The sequence below is a fragment of the Burkholderia sp. RF4-BP95 genome (genome assembly GCF_001521985.1).
GTDB lineage: Bacteria > Pseudomonadota > Gammaproteobacteria > Burkholderiales > Burkholderiaceae > Burkholderia > Burkholderia diffusa.
This window is the reverse complement of the sequence record NZ_LOSX01000018.1, coordinates 929555-953980: the sequence shown is the minus strand read 5'-3', so window position 1 is coordinate 953980 and position 24426 is coordinate 929555. Positions and strand designations below refer to the sequence as shown.

Below are 24426 nucleotides of genomic sequence, written 5' to 3'. Positions count from 1 at the left end.
GATCGGCGCTCAGAAATTGAAGCCGTTGCCCGTGACGACCGGCATGTTGGTCCAGAAGCCGTTCGGGTCGCGATACCAGCCGGCCGCCGCGAGCGCGCCGCCGTCCACGTGCAGCGTCGTGCCGGTGACCCACGCGGCGAGCGGGCTCGCGAGGAACAGCGCGGCGCCCGCGATGTCGCCGGCCGCACCGAAGCGCCCGAGCGGAATCCAGCGCGGGATGTGCGCGCGATGCTCGGCCGCGACCATCGCGCTCACGGGCACCTGCGGCGTCTCGGTGGTCTCCGGCGCGATCTGGTTCACGCGAATGCCGGCCGGCCCGAGTTCGAGCGCGAGGCTCTTCGTGAAGCCGGTCAGCGCGGCCTTGAACGACGCATAGACGCTGCAGTTCGGAATCGCGCGGAAGCCTTCGATCGACGACACGCCGACGATGCTGCCGCCCGCGCCGCGCTTGCGCAGCAACGGCAGCATCGCGCGCGTGACGACGAACACCTGGCGCAGGTTCACGTCGAACAGCCGCGCGATGTCGTCGTCGGTATGGTCGTCGAACGGCTTCGCGATCTGCAGGAAATCGCCGACGTTGTTGACGAGCACGTCGAGGCCGCCGAAGCGTGCGTCGATCGTTCGCGCGAATGCGTCGACCTCGTCGCGACGCGTGACGTCCACGGTGCCCACGAGCGCGTCGACGCCCGCGGCCTCGAGCGCCTGACGCACGTCCTGCGCGCGAGCGGGGTCGAGCTCGGCCACCGCGACGCGCGCGCCCGCCGCGCCGAATGCTTCCGCGCACGCGCGGCCGATGCCCGCGCCGCCGCCGGTGACCAGGACCGTCTTGCCGGTAAATGAAATCATCACAACACTCCTTCGAACGGAAAAGCCGCGAGCCGCATCACAGCGACGAAACGAGTTGCGCGTTGTCGATCCGCAGCTCTGCGCCGTTCACGAAGCGCGACTCGTCGGATGCGAGGAACAGCACGAGATTCGCGACGTCCTGCGGGTCGCACATGCGTGCCATCGGATCGTTGCCGATGCCGAGTTCGGCCGGATCGAGGCCGGGCATCAGCGCCTGCGTCATCGGCGTCCAGATGCCGTCCGGGTGGATCGAGTTGCAGCGGATCCGGTAGCCGCTGCGCTTGCAGTGCACGGCGACGCTGCGCGCGAGCGCCGTCACCGCGCCTTTCGAGCCGGTGTATGCGCACATCATCGGCAGGCCGCCGAGCGCGGCGACCGACGACATCATCACGATCGAGCCCGGCGTGTCGTTGTGCTTCATCGCGCCGATCGCGTACTTGCAGCCGAGGAAATAGCCGTCCGCGTTGACGCGCAGCACGCGCCGCCAGGTGTCGAGGCTCGTGTCCTCGATCGAGCCGACCGGGCAGATCGCCGCGTTGTTGACGAGTACGTCGAGCCGGCCGAAGCGATCGAGCGTCGACGCGATCGCGTGCCGCCAGCCGTCCTCGTCGGCGATGTCCTGACGCACGAACAGCGCCGTATCGCCGATGTCGCGCGCGAGCGCGCGGCCCGCATCCTCGTCGATGTCGGTGAGCACGACGCGCGCGCCCTCGGCGGCCAGCAGCAGCGCATCGGCGCGGCCGACGCCGCTCGCCGCGCCGGTGATCAGCGCGACCTTGTTTGCGACTCGATTCATCTTTGGGTCGATTTCCTGTGACGTTGAAAGAAGGCGGGCGCTCATGCGGCGCCCGGCGCGCGGCCGGCCTTGACCGCATCGAGCGCGGCCGCGCCGTAGATCTGCGCGATCGTGTCGTCGACGCGCGGGTTGGTGCGCAACTCGTGGCCGCCGTCGACCGCGAAGCTCTGGCCGGTGACCCAGCCCGACTCGGGGCCCGCGAGGTAGCGCACCGCATGCGCGATCGCATCCGGTTCGCCGAGCGTGCCGAGCGGAATCTGTTCGAGGAAGCTGTCGACCAGCGCACGGTCGTCGAACATCGGGGCGGTGGCTTCGGAGCGCGTGAGGCCCGGCCGCACCGCGTTCACGCGGATCTTCGCGCCGGCCAGTTCCTCGGCCGCGCCGCGCACCAGCGCCTCGAGCGCGGCCTTCGCGGTGCAGTACGCGGTCAGCCAGCGGAAATTGATCTGTGCGGCCGTCGACGAGATGCAAACGATGGCGCCGCCGCCGCTATCGGCGAGCCGCGGCGCGGCGTGACGGATCGCGGCGAACGCGCTGTGCAGGTTCAGGTCGATTTCCGCGCGGAAGCTGTCGGCGTCGTGCATCAGCAGCGGGCGGAACCCGGCACCGCCGACGGTCGGCACGACGATGTCGAGACGGCCGTCGAGCGCCCACGCGGTATCCAGCGCGGCCTGCAGGTCGGCGTCGTCGCAGGCGTCGCCGGCGTGGATCGCGACGCGGCTGCCGGGCACCGTGTCGGCAAGGCGCCGCTGCGTGCGTTCGAGCGCGTCGCGGCGGCGGCCCATCAGCACGACGGCCGCGCCATCGGCGGCGAGCGCGTGCGCGCAGGCCGCGCCGATGCCGCCGGCGCCGCCCGTGACGAGCGCGGTGCGGCCGGCGAGGGGAAGGGGCGAGCGCATCGTTCAGCCCTCCAGCGGCAGGTCTTGCGACCAGTCGACGTGCAGCGTGCGCGCGGCGAAGCGCCACGTGCCGCCGTCGAACACGCAGCGGTCGCGATAGCGCAGCCCCCAGTCGAGCTTGCGCTTCACGCCGTCGCGGACATACACGTGGCACGCGACGCCGTAGGTCTCGACATCGGCTTCGCCGCCGTCGAGCGTGACGAGCTGGTTGTGCACGTGATGCTGAGTGGTCTCGTAGCGCTCGATCGCGCTCATTCCGGCGACGATCGCATCGCGGTCGTCGAAGCGGAAACCGGGGCCGTCGAGCTGCGCATCGGCGGTGAAGAGGGTGGCGAGGCGCGGCCAGTCGCGCCGGTCGACGGCCTGCGCGTAACGGCACGCAAGTTCGTGCAGCGCGTGGCGGGGATTCGAATCGGTCATGCGGTACTCCCGTGAGTGAACGGAAAGCGTCTGCCGCGCCGCGAGCGCGGACGCGGCGGCATTGCGACGTCGACGCGCAGGTTCGCATCGGACCGATCGATCCTCATCATCCATACGGAGCAGGGTACGGATCGGGGAAAACACCGGGATCGGCGGTGGCGCAGCGTCCGATGTTGCGATGCGGCGGCTGACGCATGGCATTCGTCCGACGGTGACGCGGCTCGTCGCAGCAAGGCGGGGCAGACGGTTTGCAGGTCCTTCGGTCGAACCGACCGCGCGTCAATGCTGCGACGCGACACGCCGCATGAAGCCTGCTTCGCGTTTGTCCCTAGTCGAAACGGACGATGGCCGGCGAGCCGGCGCTGGCTACCGTGCAGTCATCCGGTGCCGCTGCATGTGGCCGGTCGCCGGACACGAACCGCGATAGCGGCCAACCGGAGGGGACGACGATCATGAGACTCACGATTCGCAAGCTGTGCGTATTGGCGATGGGCACGTTCGCGGCCATGGCAATGGCGCGATATGGCGCCGAGCAGGTCCCGTCGCCGCCGTATGCGGCCGGCATCCTGCAATGCCGCTCGGTCGACTCGAACGGCCTGCCGACCGGTTGCGTACCGATCGATCCGTCGCACTTCGGCTTCGCCGCGCTGCGCGGTATGTGACGCCGGCGCGGCCGTGCGCCGCGCCGCTTCGATGTCGCCCGGAGGCCGTCGCGATGCGGCGGCGTCCTGGCGGAACGACCGGGTGGAGCACCGCGATACATGCGTCGCGTGGCGCCCATCCGGTTTTCCGTCGTCGTTTGAATCTCCCGCCCACGACACCACGCGCGGCTCGCCTGCGCACGCTCGAACGCGCATCGACAACGCGCTGAGATCCATGTCGGGCGGCCTGCCCGCGGTGCTTCGCCGCGACCACCGTCTTTCACCGATTCCCTTCACGCAGAACCATTACGCGATGTCATCCGACTATTCCCTGACCCGCCCCCTGAACATTCGCGACGTGCCTCGCTGGGATGCCGAACACGACGTCGTGATCGTCGGCTTCGGCGCGGCCGGCGCGTGCGCGGCGATCGAAGCCGCGAGCGCCGGCGCCGACACGCTGATCGTCGAGCGCGCATCGAGCTACGGCGGCACGAGCGCGCTGTCCGGCGGCGAGATCTACCTCGGCGGTAGCGGCGGCACGCCCGCGCAGCGGCAGGCCGGCTTCAGCGACGATACCGAGGACCTGTACCGCTACCTGATGCTCGCGGGCGGCCGGGACGCGGACGAGGCGAAGGTGCGTCTCTACGCGAACGAAAGCCTCGCGCATCACGACTGGCTCGTCGCGCAGGGCCTCACGTACAAGAACACGTTCATCGCCGAGCGGATCGTCGAACCGGAAACCGACGACTGCCTGATCTGGTCGGGCAGCGAGGAGGCCTGGCCGTTCAGCGAGGCCGCGAAGCCGTGCCCGCGCGGCCACACGCCGCAATGGCCGGGCTGGGGCGGCGGGCAGATGCTGATGCGCGTGCTGGCCGAGCGCGTGCAGGCGCTCGGCGTGTCGACACGCTACGACACGCGCGCGCTGGCGCTGATCGTCGACGATGCCGGCGCGGTGCGCGGCGTCGTGCTGCGCGCATACGGCCAGACGGCATGCGTGCGGGCGCGCCGCGCGGTGATCCTGTGCGCGGGCGGCTTCGCGATGAACCGCGACATGGTGCGTCGGCACGCGCCGCAGTTGCTGCGCTCGGACGAACCGATCGGCAGCCCGGGCGACGACGGCTCGGGCATCCTGCTCGGGCAGAGCGCGGGCGGGGCCGCGATCCACATGGACCAGGGTTTCGTCAGCCTGCCGTTCTACGCGCCCGAATCGCTGATCCACGGGATCTTCGTGAACGCGCGCGGCCAGCGCTTCATCAACGAGGACGGCTATCACGGCCGCACCGGCCATCACGCGTTCCACCAGGCCGACGACCGGATCTACCTGCTGGTCGACCAGGCGACCTACCAGGAGCCGCCCGCGATCGCGCGGATCGGCATCGCGGCGGCGGGCGAGACATGGGAGGAAGTCGAACGCGACCTGCAGATGCCCGCGGGCACGCTGACGGCGACCGTCGACGTCTACAACCGCCACGCGGCCGAAGGCGTCGATCCGCTGTTCCACAAGGCGAAGAAGTGGCTGAAGCCGCTGATCGAGCCGCCGTTCGTCGCGCTCGATTGCCGGATCGACTATGCGTTCTATCCGCATTTCACGCTGGGCGGGCTCGATACGCTGCCGACCGGGCAGGTGCTCGACGCCGCGCGCGTGCCGGTGGCGGGCCTCTATGCGGCCGGCCGCACGAGCTGCGGGCTGCCGCGCTGGGGCGCGGGGTACAGCTCGGGGCTGTCGCTGGCCGACGCGACGTTCTTCGGCCGGCAGGCCGGCCGTCACGCCGCGCGTTCGGCGAGCGAGGCGCTGCGCAGCGCCGCGTAGCGTCGCCTTTACCCTTTACGAGAAAGCACGACGCCCCGGGCAACCGGGTTGCGCCGGGGCGTCGTCGTTTCAGGCGGACGTCGGTGACGCGTCGACAGGCCGTCAGCCGAGATCGAGCGCGTTCGTCAGGTCGCCGGGCGGCGTCGCGCCGCGCGACGCGAACGCCTTGTCGCGCGCGGCGACGCCGTCGAGCGGCGCGAGCCCGTGCACGCGGCTGATGAAACGCAGGATCGAGTTCGTGTCGTACATCGTGTGGTCGACGTAACCCTTCTTCGCGAACGGCGAGATCACGAGTGCCGGAATCCGCGAGCCGGGGCCCCAGCGATCGCCGACCGGCGGCGCGACGTGATCCCACCAGCCGCCGTTCTCGTCGTGCGTCATCACGATCACGGTGTTCGCCCACTGCGGGCCGCGCCGGATGCGTTCGATCACGTTCGCGATGTGGCGATCGCCGGATTCGACATCCGCATAGCCCGCGTGCATGTTCAGGTTGCCTTGCGGCTTGTAGAACGCGACGGCCGGCAGGCGGCCCGCGTCGATGTCGGCGATGAAGTGGTTGGTCGACGGCTCGTCGCCGAGGCCCGCGTCGCGCAGGTGCTTGCGGCGCGCGTCGGTGCCGGGCGCGTAGTTCGCGAAGTAGTTGAACGGCTGATGGTGGTACTGGAAATCCGGCACCATGCCCGTATCGCGGTGCTCGAGCGCGTATTGCCACGCGCCGCTGTACCACGCCCAGTCGACGTTCTTCTCCGACAGGCGGTCGCCGATCGTCGCATGGCCCTGCGGCGGGATCACGCGATGGTCGGCCGGATCCGCGTATGCGGCGTTGCCGGGATCGGCCGGCGGCACGTAGCTCGGCTGGTACGGCGGCGCCATCGTGTTGACGCCGTAGCCGTCGGGCGTCAACGGCCCGTCGACCGCGAACTTCGGCGGGCCCTCGAGCGCGGACGCTGGCGAATCGGCGGCGAGCGTTAGCCGCGTGCCGGCCGGATCGTCGCCGTCGACCTTCGACAGCAGCTTCGCCGCGTGCGGATGCTTGTGTGCATCCGGATAGATCGGCGGCTGCGCGGAAATCAGGAACATGTGGTTCAGCCACGAACCGCCGAAGGCCGCCATGAAGAAGTTGTCGCACAGCGTGTATTGCCGCGCGAGGTTCCACAGCCGCAGCGTGTCGGCCGAATTGCGGTAATGGCCCATCACGAGGCCGCCCGAATCGGCCCACGCGGCGAACTGGTTGTTGCGGCCCGCGGCGATCTGCATCTGGTTCTGATAGAAGCGATGCCACAGGTCGCGGGTGATCACGCCGTTCGGCAGCGGCTTGCCCTGCGCATCGGCGATCCGGAACGGCGCGTTCGGCAGCTTGTCGATGTCGCGCTCGGCGATCGCGTAGCGCTTGCCGTCCACTTCCTGCGCCTGCGGCACGAGTCCGCCCCAGATTTTCGGCAGCACGGGCAACGGCGTCTTGCCGTCGCGATCGAGCTGCTGCGCATGCTCGGGCCGCACCTCGCTCAGCGGGTAGCGCACACCGGGAAAGTCGCCGTACAGGTTCGCGAAGCTGCGGTTCTCCGCATAGATCACGACGATGTGGCGCACCTGCCGGCGCAGCGCTTCGTCGAGCCGCAGGTCGGCGGCGGAGCGCGGCGCGCTGCCCGGCGTGGTCTCACAGCCGCCGAGCGCGACACCCGCGCCGAGCGCGGCGAGGCCGCCGAGCATGCGGCGGCGGTCGGGATCAACGGGAAGGTCGTCGGGGCGATCGGGGGTGTCGTTCACGTCGTGAGCTCCTCGGATGGGCGGTTGTCGTTCGATGCGCGGCAGCGTCGCGCGGCCTGCCGCGACGCGGGACGGGACGCAACGGCCGGCGTCGCGCCCGGGCGGGGCGATGCCGGCTGTCACAAAAATGTCATGAGCGCGACTATAACGCGCCGGGCCGCGTCGACGAAAGCTGTTTGTCGGACGATGCGGGACGCCCGCGCGCGAACTAGACTTGAATCACGGGCGGCGCATTGCCGTGCGTCGTCCGCGCGAACGGCGCGTGGCGCGCCTTCGCGGTGTCATTCATGCGACGAAACGAGGCGACGATGACGCGGATGCATTCCGTATGCGCGTGGCTCCCGATGCCGCGTGCCGGCCCGGCGCGCGGGCACGCATAAGCGCGCAGCGGCACGACCGGCCGGCCCGATGCCATGGACAGGAAATTCGACTTCGCAGGATTACTGATCGCGGCGGGCTTCTTCGTGCTGTTCGCCGCGCAGTTGCTGATGCTGCGTCCGGCGTCGACGCTGATCGCATACAGCGATTTCCATCGGCTCGTCGCCGCGCGGCTCGTCGACGATCTCGAGATCGGATCGACGACGATCACGGGCACGCTGACGATGCCGCAGGCCGGCGCGATGCTGCCGGCATCCGATGTCGCGGCCGTGAAGTCGGGCGGCACGCCGCCGCGCTTCGCCACCAACCGCGTGACCGACCCGCAGCTGATCGACACGCTGAGCGCCGCCGGCATCCGCTTTCACGGCGCGTCCGACACCGGCTGGATCGCGTCGCTCGCGTCGTGGCTGGTGCCGCTCGTCGCGTTCGTGTTCATCTGGAACCTGATGCTGCGCAAGCGCGGCGGGCTGCAGGATTTCACCGGAATGGGCAAGAGCCGCGCACGCGTCTACGTGCAGCAGGAAACCGGCATCACGTTCGACGACATCGCGGGCATCGACGAAGCGAAGGCCGAGCTGCAGCAGCTCGTCTCGTTTCTGCGCGATCCGGATCGCTACCAGCGGCTCGGCGGCAAGATTCCGAAGGGCGTGCTGGTCGTCGGCGCGCCCGGCACCGGCAAGACGCTGCTCGCGCGCGCGGTGGCGGGCGAGGCGGCCGTGCCGTTCTTCTCGATCAGCGGCTCGGCGTTCGTCGAGATGTTCGTCGGCGTCGGCGCGGCGCGCGTGCGCGACCTGTTCGAGCAGGCGCAGCAGAAGGCGCCGTGCATCGTGTTCGTCGACGAGCTCGATGCGCTCGGCAAGGTACGCGGTGTCGGGCCGATGTCCGGCAACGACGAGCGCGAGCAGACGCTCAACCAGCTGCTCGTCGAGATGGACGGCTTCCAGGCCGGCTCCGGCGTGATCATCATGGCCGCGACCAACCGGCCGGAGATTCTCGATCCCGCACTGCTGCGCCCGGGCCGCTTCGACCGTCACATCGCGATCGACCGGCCCGACGTGAACGGCCGCCGCCAGATCCTCGGCGTGCACGTGAAGCGCGTGAAGCTCGCGGCCGACGTCGACCTCGGCGAACTCGCGTCGCGCACGCCGGGCTTCGTCGGCGCCGATCTCGCGAACGTCGTCAACGAGGCCGCGCTGCATGCGGCGGAACTCGGCAAGCCGGCGATCGGGATGGACGACTTCGACGAGGCGATCGATCGCGCGCTGACCGGCCTCGAGCGCAAGAGCCGCGTGATGAACGCGCAGGAGAAACTGACGATCGCCTATCACGAGGCCGGCCATGCGCTCGTCGCGGAAAGCCGAGCGCATTGCGATCCGGTGAAGAAGGTGTCGATCATTCCGCGCGGCGTGGCCGCGCTCGGCTATACGCAGCAGGTGCCGACCGAGGATCGCTACGTCCTGCGCCGCAGCGAGCTGCTCGACCGGATCGACGCGCTGCTCGGCGGGCGTGTCGCGGAAGAACTCGTGTTCGGCGACGTGTCGACGGGCGCGCAGAACGATCTCGAGCGCGCGACGGCAATGGCGCGCCACATGGTCATGCAATACGGGATGAGCGAGCAGATCGGGCTGGTGAGCTTCGACGACGGCGATGCGCGCACCGGCATACCCGGCGCATGGCATGCGGGCGAGGCGCGCTGCAGCGAGCACACCGCACGGATGATCGACGACGAGGTGCATACGCTGCTGACCGATGCGCATGCGCGCGTCGCGTCGACGCTCGGAGAACGTCGCGATGCGCTCGAGCGCATCGCACGACGGCTGCTCGCGTGCGAGGTGCTCGAACGCGATGCGTTGCAGGCGCTGATCGACGGGCGCGAGGCGCCGGGCGCCGCGCCATCCACGACCGATCTCGGGCCGGGCGCGGGCGCGAATGCGCCGGAGCAGGCGTCGGCGATCGAGCGCGATTTCGTCGCCTACGGGCCGCCGCGCGAACCCGAACGCTGAAGTGCGAGCCTGTCGCGCAGCCGGCTGATGGCCACGAGCGTGCCGCGCCGTCGCTGCGATTCAATCTCGCCGGCGAGGCGTTGCGCCGGCGTTTCGTTTCCCCTTTTTCCAGTCACGGAGTCGCCATGAGCGAGGCGCACGTATCGGTTGATGTCGCGCAGCATGCGCGTTTCAGTTTCGAAGTCACGTTTGCCGGCACGGAGCTTTCGCCGGTGCTCACCGACGAGCCGCCGCCGCTCGGCGCCGGCCGCGGTCCGAATCCCGTCCGGCTGCTGGCCGCGGCGGTCGCGAGCTGCCTCGCGGCGAGCCTGTTGTTCGCGCTCGAGAAACAGCGCGTCGATCCGCAGCCGGTCACCGCGCATATCGACGTCGACATGGTGCAGAACGAAGCGGGCAGGGTGCGCGTGGGCGCGATGGCCGTGACGCTGTCGGTCGGCAAGGCGTGGGCCGATCTCGCGGCGGCGACGCGCATGCTCGACCGGTTCGATGCATATTGCGTGGTGACCGAGAGCATGCGCGAAGGCATTCCGATCTCGGTGGCGGTACGGGATGTGAACGGCGCGGTGCTCGACCGCGAGACGACCGGCGTGTGAGCGTGCGTCAGGACGCGGTCGCGGCGGCGACTTCCGCCGCTTCGGCGAGCGCGTCGAGAAAGCGCGTGCGCCACCAGTGCACGTCGGTCTTGCGCACGATCGCCATCAGCGCGTCGTGACGCTGGCGGCGCTCGTCGAGCGGCATCGTGAGCGCGCGCTGGATCGCCTGCGCGGTGCCTTGCGTGTCGTATGGATTGACGAGCAGCGCGGGCTTCAGTTGCTCGGCCGCGCCCGCGAAACGCGACAGCACGAGCACGCCCGGATCGGCTTCGTCCTGCGCGGCGAGAAACTCCTTCGCGACCAGGTTCATCCCGTCGCGCAGCGGCGTGACGAGTGCGACGCGGCTCGCGCGGTAGAGGCCCGGCAAGCGCTTGCGCGCGACCGTGCGGTGGATGTAGCGCATCGGCATCCACTCGAGTTCGCCGTAATCGCCGTTGATCGCGCCGCACAGGCTGTCCATCTCGCGCCGCAGGTCGTCGTATGCGCCGAGATCCTCGCGGCTCGGCGCGGCGATCTGGATCAGCGTTGCGCGGTCGCGGTTCTCCGGATATTGTTCGAGCAACTGACGAAATGCGTGCACGCGCTGCGGCAGCCCCTTCGTGTAGTCGAGCCGATCGACCCCGACGAGCAGCTGGCGGCGCGAATATTCGTCGCGCATCCGCTCGAACATGTCGATGCCGTCGCGATTCTCCGCGAGCGCCGCGAATTCGTCGACGTTGATGCCGATCGGGAACGCACCGGCCGACAGCGTGCGGCCGAACGCGTGCAGACGGCCGTCCGGCAGCCGCGCGGCGCCGGCTTCGGCCTCGACGTAATGCTCGAAGTGAAGCAGATCCGATTCGGTCTGGAAGCCGACGAGATCGTAGGCGAACAGCGAGCGCATCAGCCACTCGTGCTCCGGGATCGCGGCCATGATCGGCGGCGGCGGCATCGGAATGTGCAGGAAGAAGCCGATCGGATTCGTGCAGCCCGTCGCACGCAGTTCGGCGGCGAGCGGAATCAGCTGGTAGTCGTGGACCCAGACGACGTCGTCGGGGCGCAGCAGCGTGCTCAGCTTGCGCGCGAACAGCTGGTTCACGCGCCGGTAGCCGTCCGCGAAGCGGCGGTCGAACTGCGCGAGATCGAGGCGGTAGTGGAACACCGGCCACAGCACGTTGTTCGAGTAGCCGAGGTAATACGCGTCGTAATCCTGCGGATCGAGATCGATCGTCGCGAGCTGGATGCCGCCGACATTCTGGATCTGCACGTCGTCGCCGTGCGCGGGGCGTTCGCCTTCGCCACGCAGCCTGCCGCTCCACCCGAACCAGACGCCGCCCGATTCCTGCAGGCTGTCTTTCACGGCCACGGCAAGCCCGCCTGCCGCGGCTTTACGGGGATCTGCAATGCGATTGGATACGACGACGAGTCGGCTCACCAGCTCTCCTGCGAATGGTTGGGGAAGGTTCGTGCGGCCAGGGCGCGAGGCGGACGCCGCCATCGACGCGTGGCGCGATGGGGCCGCGATACGAGCGGACGGGAATCAGGGCATGCGATTCGCCGTTCGAACGTGGAGTGCTTTTTTAAGCATACTCGTCATTCGGCTGATTTAAAAGTGCATGACCGCGATCGGCGAATTCGCACGTCGGTTCATTACTTGCCGTGTCGCGTATGGGGCGGGACCGGAAATTGCGATCCCGGAGAAAGGGGATCGTATTCCGCGTCGATCGACATTGCTTTGATCAAGCGTGATGCGCGTGGTCGACGCGCCAGAGAATGCGTGCCGCGCGACACCTGGCGTTTCAGGTTCGAACGGGCACGACGACCGTCGCACGCAGGCGGGGGCGATGCGCGGCCGGACCGCGTACCGCGCGCCCGCGCATCGTGTTTCGAGCGACGCGTGACGCGTTACGCAGCGGCAGCATGCCAGTGCGATGCGCCGTCGGCCGCATGCGTGCGTGCGCGTGCCGACGCTGCATGTTCGCCGGCCGGCATCCGGAACGCGGACACCGTCTCCGACAGATCGCGCCCCTGCGCCTCGAGCGATTTCGACGCGGCCGCGGCCTGTTCGACGAGTGCCGCGTTCTGCTGCGTCGTCTCGTCCATCTGCGTGATCGTCAGGTTCACCTGATCGATGCCGCGGCTCTGTTCGGCCGACGCGGCCGCGATTTCACCCATGATGTCGGTGACGCGCGCGACGGCCCGCGTCACCTCCGACATCGTCTTGCCGGCTTCGCCCGCGAGCGCCGAGCCGTCCTGGATCGTCTGTACCGATGCCGAGATCAGCTCCTTGATTTCCTTCGCGGCGGTGGACGAACGTTGCGCGAGACTGCGCACCTCGCTCGCGACGACCGCGAAGCCGCGGCCCTGTTCGCCCGCGCGTGCCGCCTCGACGGCCGCGTTCAGCGCAAGGATGTTGGTCTGGAATGCGATGCCTTCGATGATCCCGGTGATGTCCGCGATTTTCGACGAGCTGTGGCCGATCTCCGTCATCGTATCGACCACGCGGCCGACCACCGCGCTGCCGCGCAGCGCGACGTCCGACGCGTTCGCGGCGAGCGTGCTCGCCTGCTGCGCGTTCTCCGCGTTCAGGCGCACCGTCGACGTGAATTCCTCCATCGTCGCGGCGGTTTCCTGCAGCGATGCAGCCTGTTCCTCGGTGCGCTGGCTCAGGTCGAGATTGCCCGATGCGATTTCGCCCACCGCATGCGCGATGCTGTTCGACGAATCGCGCACGCGACCGACGATGTCGATCAGCCGCGCATTCATCGTGCGCAGCGCGTCGAGCAGGTCGCGCGTCTCGTCGTTGCCGCTCACGCTGATCCGGCTGCCGAGATCGCCGTTGGCCACCGTGCGCGCGACGTCGACCGCCGCGACGATCGGTGCGGTGATCCTGCGCGTCAGCCACAGGCCGCCGCCAGCCGCCACGACGAGCGCGATTGCGCAGATGGCGAGCAGCAGGTTGCGCTCGATCGCGTAGCGATCCGCGAATGCCTGCGCGATCACGACTTCGCGCTCGTGCGTATAGGTTGCGTACGCATCGGTTGCGCGAACCAGTTGCGCGAGCAACGGACGGCAGCGATTGTCGATATCGGCGGTTGCCTCGTCCTTCTTGCCGGCCTGCGCGAGCCCGACGATATTCAGCGCAACCGGCCCGTAGCTCGCTTCGATGCGCCCGATCTCGGCGACCAGTTCGCGCGCGCGATCGGTCGTGTCGGTCGCGTTCGCCATCATGTCCTTCAGCTTCGCGAGACGGTCCTGCACGTCCTTGTGCGCCTGCTGCACTTCGGCCAGTTCGATCTGGATGTCGGCAGGCGTGGTCACGAGCACCAGGTTGCGCGCGGCGATCGCGCGCCGGTCGACCGCCGTACGGATTTGCGCGGACAAGTTTGCGCGCGCGTTGACGCCGTTCATGTACCGGGAAAACTCGTCGTTCGTATCGGACAGCGCTTTCAGCGACATGCCCGACACGATCACGACGACCACGGCGAGCAAACCGAAGCCGCCAAGCAGTTTTGTCTTGATGGTTATTCTGGCGATTTTCACGATGCGCCCCCGTGCGAGTGGTTGGTGATGGGAATTTATTGTTCGACCGCGTGCAGGCCCGTGCCGTCATTAACGGGAATGTCGGATATTTCTTTACCCATCGAAAACCCTGATATTTATTCTTTTTCGCTGGAATCCCGCGCCGGTCGGGCGTTCTCGATCCGGAGAAACGCTCGGGAATCATCGATGATCATCGCGTTCATACGCGGATATAAATATCCACTTTTTTGCAGAAAGTTAATAAGTTCCGGTCGGTTTCTCAAATCGTCCGATTGGCATGTTTCTCGATTTACGGGTGAATCGCGCATTTACGGCCGGACGTTCGGGAACGCCCGATCCGGCCCGCGGCCGGCGCCGCGGGCCGTCCGGCGATCAGAACGTCGTGCGCAGGCCGGCCATCACGCTGCGGCCGCCTTGCGGCGCGAAGCCGCGCACGACCGAGGTCGCATAGCGGATCTCCTGGTTCGTCAGGTTGTCGCCGCGCAGGTACGCGAGCCAGTGCGTCGCGCCGACACGGAACTTGTACGTGAGCATCATGCCGAGCGACGTGTAGCCGTCGGTCGCAAAGTCGTTGTCGGGCACGCGGTGCTGCGACCACGCGTGCGTGACCTGCGCGCGCGCGCCGAACGGGCCGTAGCCATAATCGGCCGCGAGCGTCGCGCGCAGCGGCGCGATGCGCGGCAGCGGCTGGCCGGTGTCGACGTTGCGTGCATGCGTGTAGTCGGCGGTCAGTTCCAGGTCGACCGTGTGACCGTTCCGGGAGAACGCGCGCCACTTGCCGTCGAGTTCGACGCCGTAGAATTCGGCGCGCACGCCGCGATAGATTGCTTCGTCGAGCGTATCGCCGGCGCCGGGGGCGACCGGTTCGCCGTCTTCGTTCACGATGCGGCCCGTGTTGTACTCGGTCAGATAGTTCGAGAAGCGGTTGTAGAACACGCCGACGCTGCCGCGGTTCGGGCCGCTTGCATAGCGCAGCGACAGGTCGGTCGACACGGCCTTTTCCTTCGACGCGTTCGGGTTGCCGATCAGGAACTGGCCGGTCGCGTCGTGCGGGCCGTTCGAATACAACTCGTAGAAGGTCGGCGCGCGTTCCGTGTACGCGACGTTCGCCGCGACCGACCACACGGGCGTCAGCGAGAACAGCGCGCCGGCCGATACGCTGCCGGCATTGAAGTCGCGCGGCTGTGCGAGCGCGAATTTCTCGACGCCGGCCGGATCGGGATCGACCTTCACGTGCTCGAAGCGCCCGCCGAGGCTCAGCTTCAGCGCGGGGGCGACCTGCCATTCCTCGAGACCGAACAGCGCGACGCTGTTCGTGCGCGTGGACGGCACGAGCAATTCGTCGCCGAGCGCCGAGAACGTGTTCTGGCCAAACTGCACGCCGATCGCGCCTTCGAACGGGCCGATCTTGCGATGCCGCGCCTCGATGCGCGCCTCGTAGCCGCGGTTGCGGAAGGTGGTGGCCGTCGCGCCGTTGTCGACTTCCTTGTGGCGATAGTCGGTGTACGCGAAGTCGAACTTCAGCTTCGTGAATGGGCCGCTCAGGTTGCGTACCTCGGACGCGAGCGCGAGGCGTTCCTGACGCATCCGCAGGCGCACGTCGTCCTCGGCGACGGAGCCGTAGTTCGACTCGTAGCCGCTGTACGACAGGCCCGCGAAGCCATCGGCCCACGTGTACGACGCGCCGAGCGCGCCGCCATGCACGCGGCCGTCGCTGTTCGGCACGTTGCCGTACGGTTGCGGCGTGTCGGGGCCGTCGATCGCCCGTTGCTGGCTGCTGCGCGCGTAGCCGGGAATGCGCAGCTTGCTCGTTTCCCGGTCGAATGCGTCGACATGGAACGCGAAGCGGCCGTTGCCGCCTTCGACCTGCGCGGCGCCCGCGCGCATCGAATTGGCCCCGCCGTAGCGCGCGTCGAGCGCGCCCGTCACGCCTTCGATCGCCTCGCGCGGAATCCGGTTGTCGATCGTGTTGACGACACCGCCGACCGCGTTGCCGCCATACAGCAGCGCGGCCGGCCCGCGCACGATCTCGACGCGTTCGATCGACAGCGGATCCTGCGGCACCGCGTGGTCGTACGACAGCGACGACGCGTCGTAGGCGGCGACGCCGTTCTGCAGCAGCCGGATCCGGTCGCCGTCCATCCCGCGGATGATCGGGCGGCCGACCATCGGGCCGTAGGTGGTGGTCGACACGCCGGGCAGGCCATCGAGCGTTTCGCCGAGCGAATCGGCCTGGCGGCGCGTCAGCGCGTCGCCGGACAGTTGCACGGTCGGCGAGATCAGTTCGGTGTCGCCGAGCGGGTTCGCGGTCACGAAGATCGGCGCGAGCGGCGTGGTGTGCGTCGGCGTCGACGAGGCGGGCGTATCGGCTTGCGCGTGCGCGACGGCGGCGAACAGCATCAGCGAAACGGGCGGGAGCGGGCGAAGCGGTAGACGAGGGAGGTCGCGCATGGTCGGTGAATCGGTTGGAATCGGATCGGGGAAACGAGTCATGCGGGTCACGCCTTGGATACGATATATTGTTGCGTCTGCGGCGCGCAGTGACCCGCTTGGATATGACTCGGCGTAACCCGGCCACCCGGATGGAACGGCTGCAGGTGGACGAGCTCGCGAAATGATATGTTATATCATTTCTAATTCCAAGCGGAACGGCGGTGGGCCACGGGGTTTCCGACAACCTGCCGAAATGGCTGAGAAAACAGAGGCGGTACGTCAAACCGGCAGCGGGGCCGGCGACGCGGGGAACCATGCCTCGCGATGAATCCGCCGCCGCGCACGATTTCTGCCCCGTTGATGCGTATCAATGCGTTGCGGTTTCGAGCCCGGATACTGGCGCGGTCATCGACCAGACAGGAGCGACGCATGACTCAAACCATGAAAGCGGCCGTGGTGCACGCGTTCGGCGAACCGTTGCGCATCGAGGAAGTGCCGATCCCGACGCCGGGCGCAGGCCAGATCCTCGTCAACATCAAGGCGTCGGGCGTCTGCCATACGGACCTGCACGCCGCCGACGGCGACTGGCCCGTGAAGCCGACGCTGCCGTTCATTCCCGGACACGAAGGCGTGGGCATCGTCGCGGCGGTCGGCGCGGGCGTCACGCACGTGCGCGAGGGCGACCGCGTCGGCGTGCCCTGGCTCTACACGGCATGCGGTCACTGCGAGTACTGCCACACCGGCTGGGAAACCCTTTGCCACGGGCAGCAGAACACCGGCTATTCGGTCAACGGCAGCTATGCGGAATATGTGCTGGCCGATCCCGACTACGTCGGCCATCTGCCGGCGCAGGTCGCGTTCGACGAGATCGCGCCGATCCTGTGCGCGGGCGTGACGGTCTACAAGGGCATCCGCGTCACGGACACGCGTCCGGGCCAGTGGCTCGCGATTTCCGGTATCGGCGGGCTCGGCCACGTGGCCGTGCAATACGCGCGCGCGATGGGTCTGCACGTCGCGGCGATCGACGTGTCGTCGGCCAAGCTCGAACTTGCGCGCCAGCTCGGCGCACAACTGACGATCGACGCGTCGACCGACGATCCGGCGAAGGTCATCCAGAAGGAGATCGGCGGGGCGCATGGCGTGCTGGTCACGGCCGTGTCGCGCAGCGCGTTCGCGCAGGCGCTCGGGATGGTGCGGCGCGGCGGCACGGTGGCGCTCAACGGCCTGCCGCCCGGCGATTTCCCGTTGCCGATCTTCTCGACCGTGCTGAACGGCATCACGGTGCGCGGCTCGATCGTCGGCACGCGGCGCGATCTGCAGGAATCGCTCGACTTCGCGGCGGACGGACTGGTGCGCGCGCACATCCATCGCGACCGGCTCGGCAACATCAACGACATATTCGCGCGGCTGCGCGACGGGAAGGTCGATGGCCGCATCGTGCTGACCGACATGCATTGACGCGCATGCGGGCACGCTGCCGCGACGCGAGGGGCGTCGCGGCAGCGCTGCGTTGCGCTCATGCGCGTATCACGGCGCGAAGAACACGTCGGTGCGGTTCGTCAGGTTGCCCGCGTTGGTCTGGACGAAGAACGGGTGGAACGACGACGACGGCAGCACGTCGAGCCCCTGGTAATCGCCGATGAAGAAGCCTTCCGCGTTCGGCGCGAGCTTCATGTCGAACGGGCCGCCGACGCGCCGCTCGTCGGCGAACGTGGTGCCGCCGTCATGCGAGATCTTGCGCCAGAACCCGGTCGGCAGCGTCGTCGTGTTGCCGGCCTGCAGGTCGCGGAAGTCGTAGTAGGTGACCATCACCGAGCCGGCATTGTCGACGCGCACCGACGGATTGAACGCGGCACGCCCGGTCGGCGTGTTCACTTGCAGCGGCGCGCTCCAGCTCGCGCCGCCGTCCTTCGACGTCGACAGCGCGATCTCGTCGTAGTTGCCGCCGTTGAAGCGGCTGTCCTGCCAGACGACGTACAGCTGCCCCGATGCCGGATCGATCGCGGGCTCCGGAATGATGTCGCCGGTGCGTACCGGTTCGCCGGTGTTCGGATCGGTCACGCCGACCGTCTGCAGCCCGGCGATCACCTGCGGCTTCGTCCAGGTCGCGCCGTCGTCGGTCGACTTGATGAACGCGACCTTGCCGGCCGCCTTGCTGAACGGCGGCTGGATCAGGTCGAAGAAGTCGTAGAGCGTACCGGTTTTCGGGTCGACGACGATCTGGTTGCCGATCGTCTGCTGACGCGACGGCACGTTGACGATGACCTTCGCTCTGCTCCACGTCTTGCCGCCGTCGACCGTCTTCGAGAAGAACGTCGGCCCGCGATATGCCTGCGTGTGCAGGTTCGCGTACGGGTTGCCGTTCGGCAGCTCGAGGCGGTCCCACACCGCGTAGGCCGTGCCGGCCTTCACCGGGTTCGCCGTCACCGATTCCTTGTCGTTGAAGAACTGCGTCGTCGGTTCGTCGTTCGCGATCAGCACGGCCGGGCTGCTCCACGTCTGTCCGCCGTCGGTCGACACCGAGGCCGCGACCGCATTGCCGTTGTTCGACTGGTTGAACGAGATCGATACCGAATACGCGGTGCCGTCGGGCCCGAACGACACCCACGGATCCGACGCGCGCTCGTACTTGAGCCCGCCCGGCGCGCAGGCGCTGAACGGTTGCGGCGTGCGCGCCCAGGTCGCGCCGCCGTCGAACGTATAGCCGGCGACGAGCCCGTGGGCGCCGCCGTTCGACCAGCGATCCTGCTGCCATACGCCGATCATGTTGGTCGGGTTCGCCGGATTGACCGAGAGCCATGGTTCGACCTCGGCGTTCACGTAGTTCGTGCCGGGGCCGCCGATGGTGCAGGCGGCGAACGGGCTCGGGCCGGACACGACCACGGGGTCGGCATGCGCGGCCGCGGCGGCGGCCATCGCCATTGCCGTCGCGGCGGACAGGCGGGTGAGGCGGGTGACAAGCGAGTGGGACACCATCGTGCGTCGCATGGGACTGCTCCTCGTTCACGTGCGGCGGCGATGTCACGGCACAACGGCACGTCGCGCGCCGGTACGCGGCGGCAATGGATGCCGTGCCACGCGTCGGATCGTGTCGTTCAGGAAGCCGCTTCAGTCATCGCAATCCGCGTGTGCTGGATGCCGCCAGCACGTCGGTCAAGACACCTGTTCGTTTTCGTTACTTGTCGGGTGCGTCCCGGGATACGGACGCGACGGGAAGGCAGTCCGTGCATACGACGAATGCGTCGAAGTGGATAGCAATGTAGGCGATCGATATGCGGCGCGGCAGGCAATTTTTTGTAACAGGACGTAGCCGGAAAGCGTTGCCGAAGCAGCGGATCCGGAACGCAAAATTTTCCGCCTGAAAGTTCGGAAACCGAATCGAAAGCGCGAATCGGAATCGCTATCGATTACGCGGTATCTTGCCGATGCAGCGCACCGCCGGCGCCGTTCAGCGATCGGCCGGAAAGCGGTCCTGCAACGCGTGGAGCCAGCGCGCGACGACGTCGAGTTCCTCGTCGGAAAATCCGTCGCACAGCTTGCCGTTCAGCTCGCGCAGCACCACGCGCGCGCGCTTGAGCGCCGCGTGTCCTTCGTCGGTCAGGAACAGGCGCGTTGCCCGCCCGTCGTCCGAATCGGCGTGCCGCGCGAGCAGGCCGGCCTTCGCCATCCGGTCGGCGAGCCCCGTCATCGCGGACGGCGCAAGTTGCAGCGCCGCGCCGACTTCGCCGATCAGCGCGCCGTCCTGCCTCGCGAGGCAGAACAGCACGCCGGCCTGCGCGGCGCTGGCGCGCGCATCGGTCTCGGCCTTGCGGTCGACCCAGCGCTGCACGCGCCGCTGGCCGATGTTCAACAGGAAAAACAGTCGTCGGTCTTCGCTCAAGCTTGGTTCCCGGCTGCAATGGAAAGGGACGGGCGACCCGCGTCGAGCGCCTGCGCGAGCCAGTCGGCGACTGCCGGCCACAGCACGGTGCCTGGCCGGCTGCGGAAGAAGCCCATGTGTCCGACCGGTCCGCTGCCCGCGGCGTCCGGATCGATCTGACGGCGTTCGACGGCCGCCCGGGTCAGGTAGCTTACCAGCAGGTCGATCGCGGGCGGATTCGCCCACGGATCGTCGTCGAAGCCGAGCGCGAGAATCGGCAACTGCTGCTTCGAGAAGCGCTCGGCTGCGCCGAGCGTCGGATCGTCGAAGAAGTAGCGCGGCAACGTGGTCCAGCGGCTCCACTCGCGGAACACGCCGGCGGGGAGGTCCTCACCGAGCCCGAGCCGCTTGCCGGGCACATAGCCGAGCAGTGCGGACGCGAGCGGGCCGAGCACGCGCAGGATCAGCCGCACCTTCAGCCGTTCGGTCGCGCGGGAAATCAGCCGCGTGCTGCCGGCGTGCGCGGCGACGAGCACGGCCGCGCGCAGGTGCGCGGTGCCGGCCGACAGCCCGATCGCATGGCCGCCGACGCTGTGCCCGACCGCCACCAGCGGCAACCCCGCGTACGCATTGCGCGCCCACGCGATCGCGGCACCGACGTCGAGCTCGACCCAGTCGCGCATGCTGGCATGCAGCGCGCTCAGCCGCGCGGGCCGCGACGCGCCGATGCCGCGATAGTTGTAGGTCAGCGCCGAGAAGCCGCGTTCGGTCAGGAAGCGCGCGAAGCCCGCGTACAGCCGCTCCGGCACGGCGGTGGCCGGATGGATCAACACCAGCGCGCGCGGCGACGCGTCCGGCGACCACAGCGTGCCGCGCAGCGTATAGCCGTCGGCGGCGCAAAACTCGACAGGTTCCGACGTCATGGCCGTCCTCGTTCGGGTAGGTATTTCGTATGCGAAATATAGTTCGGGATTTATTTCGTGCGCGAAATATCTGTCGAGGAATCATTCGAACGACTTGCCGTGAAGCCCGGTGGACGGTGTTCCCGGCGTGCTGAAGGATCTGCCGTACACGATTGAGTGGAAGCACTTCCAGGCGGCCACGCCCGTCGGCGAAAGCCTGAACGGCAACGCGATTGACGTCGGCGTCCTCGGCCGCTCCTTGCTGAAAGCAGGCCACACTTTGGTGATGTCGCGATTTGTGGAACGGTCAATATCTGCCGGATTTCGCCTGTTGCATTCGCTCCAACCGCATCCGCCCGGGCGGCTCGAAGTACGTGCCGAACCGAACGAGTCCGGCCTTCTTCAGATGGCACGTCATTTCGAAACTCACGAGCACGCCGGGGTCGTCGTTCTCGAGTATCTCGACGTCGATCGAACGGATGCGTGGCTCGAATTTCAGCAGCGTCGCTTCCATCTGCTCCTTGAGCATGTGCGCGGACGCCGGCAGCGCCTTGTAGATGTTCGTCAGGTCCGGCAGACCGTAGTCAGGCAGATGCTCGAGCGCGCCGGCGCGCGTGTTCAGGATGCGCCGCACGTTTTGCTGCACGCTCAGGCATTCCAGCGTTCGGTCGTCGTACGCATCGAGCGGTTCGCCACCGATCTGCCCGAGCAGCATGTCATAAAGGGATGGGCCTGCCGGCACGGTGTCGCTCCTGTTATGCGATCATCGCCGCGGGCGCCGGATGGCCGACGACAGCGTTGTCGCGATCGACGAAGTCGATCGTCACGTTGCCGTCGGCCGAACTCGCGAGCAAGATCCGGGCCGGTGTGTTGCCGGCAGCCATACGCGCCAGCAACTCACGGGACACGGCGGGCAGAATGCGCTGATTGAGGAATGCATCGACATTGCGCGCGCCGGATTCGCGAGCACGGCACAGCTCGGCCATTGCGCCGATCAGCGAGTCGTCGCACGTGAGCTCGACCTCATGCTGCCTGCGCAAGCGGTCGGCGATCTTGGCGAGCTTCAGACGTACGATCGAAGCGAGTGCGGTCACGTCGAGCGGCCGGTAAACCAGTGTCTGGAAGCGCGCGAGCAGAGCCGGCTGGAAGTGCGACACGAGTTGCGGATGAATGGCCCGGATCAGGTCGGCTTGCGATGTTTCGGCATCGTCGGCAGTCGTCTCGTCGATCTGGACGCTACCGAGGTTGGACGTCATCAGGATCACGCAATTGCGGAAATCGATCTCGCGCCCTTCGCCGTCGCGCATCATGCCGCGGTCGAACACCTGATAGAACAGGTCGAGCACGTCGCGATGCGCCTTTTCGACTTCGTCGAGCAGCACGACGCTGTACGGGCGTTGCCGCACGGCCTCGGTCAGGATCCCGCCGCGGCCATAGCCGACGTAGCCGGGCGGAGAGCCTTTCAACTGCGACACCGTGTGCGATTCCTGGTACTCCGACATGTTGATCGTCGTAAGCGCACCTTGTCCACCGAACAGCAGGTCGGCCAGAGCCAGCGCCGTTTCGGTCTTGCCTACACCCGATGGCCCGGTGAGCAGGAAGACGCCGAGCGGCGCATGCTCGTTCTTGAGTCCCGCTTTCGCGGTACGCAGGCTTTCGGCCAGTGCAGCCAACGCGTCGTCCTGTGCGACCACGCGCGTGGCGAGCTGAGCTTCGAGCGCGAGCAGGCTCCGCAGTTCATCCTCGACCAGATTGCCGACCGGCACGCCGGTCCACTCGGCGACCACGCGCGCGATCGCCTGGGCGTCGACGTCGGCGAAGATCAACGGCGCCTTGCCCTGCACGCTGGCGAGCGCGTGGCGTGCGTGCGCCAGCGACGCGTCGTCGCGCTTGGATGGATCGAGGTCGCGTTGTTCGTGCAGCGCCTGAACGAGCTTGCACTCGTGCTCATAGCGCGCGTGCAAATCAGCCAGCGTTGCCTTCGCGTTTGCGAGCGCTGCGTCAAGCGCGGCACGGCGTGCGTCCGCACCGTCGATACCGGCTTGCTGATCGGCTTCGAGCATGTCGACTTCCAGTTCCAGGGCGGAGACCGCGGCCCGGGCGCGCTGCAGCTCCGCCGGCGGGGATTCCAGACCCATGCGTACGCGGGCGGCGGCCGTATCGATCAGGTCGACCGCCTTGTCCGGCAACTGCCGCGCGGGAATGTAGCGGCGCGAGAGCTTGACCGCGGCGACGAGCGCCTCATCCCTGATGTGCACATTATGGTATGTCGCGTATCGGCTCTTGAGCCCTCGTAGCATCAGGCACGCTGTGTCGTCGTCGGGCTCATCGACCTTGATCATCTGGAAACGGCGCTCGAGCGCGGCGTCGCGCTCGAAGTATTCCTTGTACTCGGACCACGTAGTGGCCGCGATCGTGCGCAGCTCGCCGCGCGCGAGCGCGGGCTTGAGCAGGTTCGCGGCGTCGGCGCCGCCGGCGGCATTGCCCGCGCCGATCAGCGTGTGCGCTTCGTCGATGAACAGCAGGATCGGCACGGGCGACGCCTGCACTTCGTCGATCACGTTCTTCAGGCGCTGCTCGAATTCGCCCTTCACGCCGGCGCCGGCCTGCAGCAAACCCAGGTCCAGCGTGAGGATGCGTACATTTCGAATCACGTTCGGCACGCTTCCCTCTGCGACGCGCAGCGCGAGGCCTTCGACGAGCGCGGTCTTGCCGACACCGGGCTCGCCGACGAGGATCGGATTGTTCTTGCGCCGCCGCGCGAGCACGTCGACCATCTGCTGGATCTCGCGATCGCGGCCGAACACCGGATCGATCCGGCCGTTGTGGGCCTTGTCGGTCAGGTCGATCGCGAAGCGGGCGAGTGCGTCGCCCTCGGTCGTCCGTCGGGGCGCTTGCGTTTCGGTAGCCGTGGGCGTGCCCGCACGCGCATCGTTAGACATCGCCGTGACCGGCTCGCCGGCATCGGCTTCGTGTCCGTCGAGCCTGCTTTCGCAGGAGCGGTGCGCGAGACGCGGCAGGAGCCGCTCAATCTGTGCGCTGCTGACCGACAGCAGCGGCCATGCATTCTGAGCGCGCAACACGTGCGGCGCGTCGACGATCGCTTGCAACAGGTTACCTGACCGGATCGACGCATCGTCACCCTCGGGCGATGCGCGAAGCCACGCGTCCTGCAGCATCGTTGCCAGTTGCGGCGAAAGCGCCGGCTTGCCGCGCAGGTTGCGGGGCAGGTGCTCGATCGCGGCGATCAGCGCAATCCAGACGGCATCGATGTCGATCCCGTAGTGTCGCAGGACCGCCGAAATGTCGCCGTCGCCTGCCTCGATCAGCTTCAGCAGCCAGTGTTCGACGGTGATTTCGTCCGAAAGCCGACCCTGGCATAGGCTCGCGGCCGCCTCGAGTGTTTTCGCGCAGTGCGGATTGAGCTGGCGGAGCAAGTGAGTGGTGTCTCGCAGAGTCATGACAGGGCGGTCGGGATTGGGGCGGCGGCAGCCGTTGGGCGCGCCACCCGCGGATATAAAAAGGCCAGCCTGAATCGGTCAGGCCGGCAAGGAACC

At 68.0% G+C, this 24426-nt stretch carries 18 protein-coding genes and 1 pseudogene; 6 read left to right on the top strand and 13 right to left on the bottom strand.

Going from position 1 to position 24426, the window contains the following annotated elements:
* Nucleotides 1-9 precede the first annotated feature (9 nt).
* The 4 genes from WS46_RS08710 to WS46_RS08695 are packed head-to-tail and all read right to left on the bottom strand — an operon-like array spanning nt 10 to nt 2961.
* The gene (locus tag WS46_RS08710) at nt 10-846 is read right to left on the bottom strand and encodes an SDR family NAD(P)-dependent oxidoreductase (RefSeq protein ID WP_059690150.1); all 837 of its coding nucleotides are present in this window, start codon (nt 844-846) and stop codon (nt 10-12) included.
* A gap of 37 nt (nt 847-883) precedes the next feature.
* Entirely contained in the window at nt 884-1642 is a 759-nt protein-coding gene (locus WS46_RS08705) for an SDR family oxidoreductase (protein ID WP_059525573.1), read from the bottom strand.
* 41 nt (nt 1643-1683) lie between these two features.
* Nucleotides 1684-2541 (bottom strand): SDR family NAD(P)-dependent oxidoreductase, encoded by an 858-nt coding sequence (locus tag WS46_RS08700; RefSeq protein WP_059690149.1) that lies wholly within the window; start codon nt 2539-2541, stop codon nt 1684-1686.
* 3 nt (nt 2542-2544) lie between these two features.
* Nucleotides 2545-2961 carry a nuclear transport factor 2 family protein gene (locus WS46_RS08695; RefSeq protein ID WP_059690148.1) on the bottom strand — a complete coding sequence of 139 codons (417 nt, stop codon included), beginning with the start codon at nt 2959-2961 and terminating at the stop codon, nt 2545-2547.
* A gap of 452 nt (nt 2962-3413) precedes the next feature.
* On the opposite strand from WS46_RS08695, the gene WS46_RS08690 reads away from it, so the two are divergent.
* Both WS46_RS08690 and WS46_RS08685 read left to right on the top strand, forming a co-directional pair.
* On the top strand, nt 3414-3623 hold the full coding sequence (locus WS46_RS08690) for a hypothetical protein (protein ID WP_059525742.1): 210 nt from the start codon (nt 3414-3416) through the stop codon (nt 3621-3623).
* Between the two features lie 292 nt (nt 3624-3915).
* Nucleotides 3916-5412: an FAD-dependent oxidoreductase gene (locus WS46_RS08685; protein ID WP_059690233.1), complete on the top strand. Its 1497-nt coding sequence runs from the start codon at nt 3916-3918 to the stop codon at nt 5410-5412.
* A 102-nt stretch (nt 5413-5514) separates the two neighbouring features.
* Here WS46_RS08685 and WS46_RS08680 read toward each other — a convergent pair whose 3' ends face one another.
* Nucleotides 5515-7179, bottom strand: coding sequence for an acid phosphatase (locus tag WS46_RS08680; protein WP_059525567.1), 1665 nt, complete (start codon nt 7177-7179; stop codon nt 5515-5517).
* Between the two features lie 413 nt (nt 7180-7592).
* On the opposite strand from WS46_RS08680, the gene ftsH reads away from it, so the two are divergent.
* Together ftsH and WS46_RS08665 are read left to right on the top strand one after the other, a co-directional pair.
* Nucleotides 7593-9560, top strand: a complete 1968-nt coding sequence (gene ftsH / locus WS46_RS08670) for an ATP-dependent zinc metalloprotease FtsH (protein WP_059525563.1) — start codon at nt 7593-7595, stop codon at nt 9558-9560.
* 125 nt (nt 9561-9685) lie between these two features.
* Complete coding sequence (locus tag WS46_RS08665) at nt 9686-10153, top strand: OsmC family protein (RefSeq protein ID WP_059525561.1); 468 nt, start codon at nt 9686-9688, stop codon at nt 10151-10153.
* Between the two features lie 7 nt (nt 10154-10160).
* On the opposite strand, the gene otsA is transcribed toward WS46_RS08665, so the two are convergent.
* The 3 genes from otsA to WS46_RS08650 form a co-directional block, all read right to left on the bottom strand.
* Nucleotides 10161-11567 (bottom strand): alpha,alpha-trehalose-phosphate synthase (UDP-forming), encoded by a 1407-nt coding sequence (gene otsA, locus WS46_RS08660; protein WP_059525559.1) that lies wholly within the window; start codon nt 11565-11567, stop codon nt 10161-10163.
* 470 nt (nt 11568-12037) lie between these two features.
* On the bottom strand, nt 12038-13675 hold the full coding sequence (locus tag WS46_RS08655) for a methyl-accepting chemotaxis protein (protein ID WP_059690147.1): 1638 nt from the start codon (nt 13673-13675) through the stop codon (nt 12038-12040).
* 372 nt (nt 13676-14047) lie between these two features.
* Nucleotides 14048-16075: a TonB-dependent receptor gene (locus WS46_RS08650; RefSeq protein ID WP_059690146.1), complete on the bottom strand. Its 2028-nt coding sequence runs from the start codon at nt 16073-16075 to the stop codon at nt 14048-14050.
* 462 nt (nt 16076-16537) lie between these two features.
* Between WS46_RS08650 and adhP the strand changes: the two genes are divergently transcribed.
* The gene (adhP, locus tag WS46_RS08645; RefSeq protein WP_059690145.1) at nt 16538-17566 is read left to right on the top strand and encodes an alcohol dehydrogenase AdhP; all 1029 of its coding nucleotides are present in this window, start codon (nt 16538-16540) and stop codon (nt 17564-17566) included.
* 69 nt (nt 17567-17635) lie between these two features.
* Here the strand turns inward: adhP and WS46_RS08640 are convergent, their stop codons facing one another.
* The 3 genes from WS46_RS08640 to WS46_RS08630 form a co-directional block, all read right to left on the bottom strand.
* Nucleotides 17636-19096, bottom strand: a complete 1461-nt coding sequence (locus tag WS46_RS08640) for a sialidase family protein (protein WP_059525551.1) — start codon at nt 19094-19096, stop codon at nt 17636-17638.
* 460 nt (nt 19097-19556) lie between these two features.
* Nucleotides 19557-19988 carry a MarR family winged helix-turn-helix transcriptional regulator gene (locus WS46_RS08635; protein ID WP_059690144.1) on the bottom strand — a complete coding sequence of 144 codons (432 nt, stop codon included), beginning with the start codon at nt 19986-19988 and terminating at the stop codon, nt 19557-19559.
* Complete coding sequence (locus tag WS46_RS08630) at nt 19985-20890, bottom strand: serine aminopeptidase domain-containing protein (protein ID WP_059690143.1); 906 nt, start codon at nt 20888-20890, stop codon at nt 19985-19987. Before WS46_RS08630 ends, WS46_RS08635 begins: the two co-directional genes overlap by 4 nt.
* A 124-nt stretch (nt 20891-21014) precedes the next feature.
* Here WS46_RS08630 and WS46_RS36390 point away from each other — a divergent pair.
* Nucleotides 21015-21134: pseudogene (locus tag WS46_RS36390) on the top strand (ABC transporter substrate-binding protein); the annotation flags it as partial.
* Between the two features lie 42 nt (nt 21135-21176).
* Here the strand turns inward: WS46_RS36390 and tssE are convergent.
* Nucleotides 21177-21611, bottom strand: a complete 435-nt coding sequence (tssE, locus tag WS46_RS08625; RefSeq protein WP_059690142.1) for a type VI secretion system baseplate subunit TssE — start codon at nt 21609-21611, stop codon at nt 21177-21179.
* 13 nt (nt 21612-21624) lie between these two features.
* Nucleotides 21625-24330 (bottom strand): type VI secretion system ATPase TssH, encoded by a 2706-nt coding sequence (gene tssH / locus WS46_RS08620; RefSeq protein WP_059690141.1) that lies wholly within the window; start codon nt 24328-24330, stop codon nt 21625-21627.
* Nucleotides 24331-24426 lie beyond the last annotated feature (96 nt).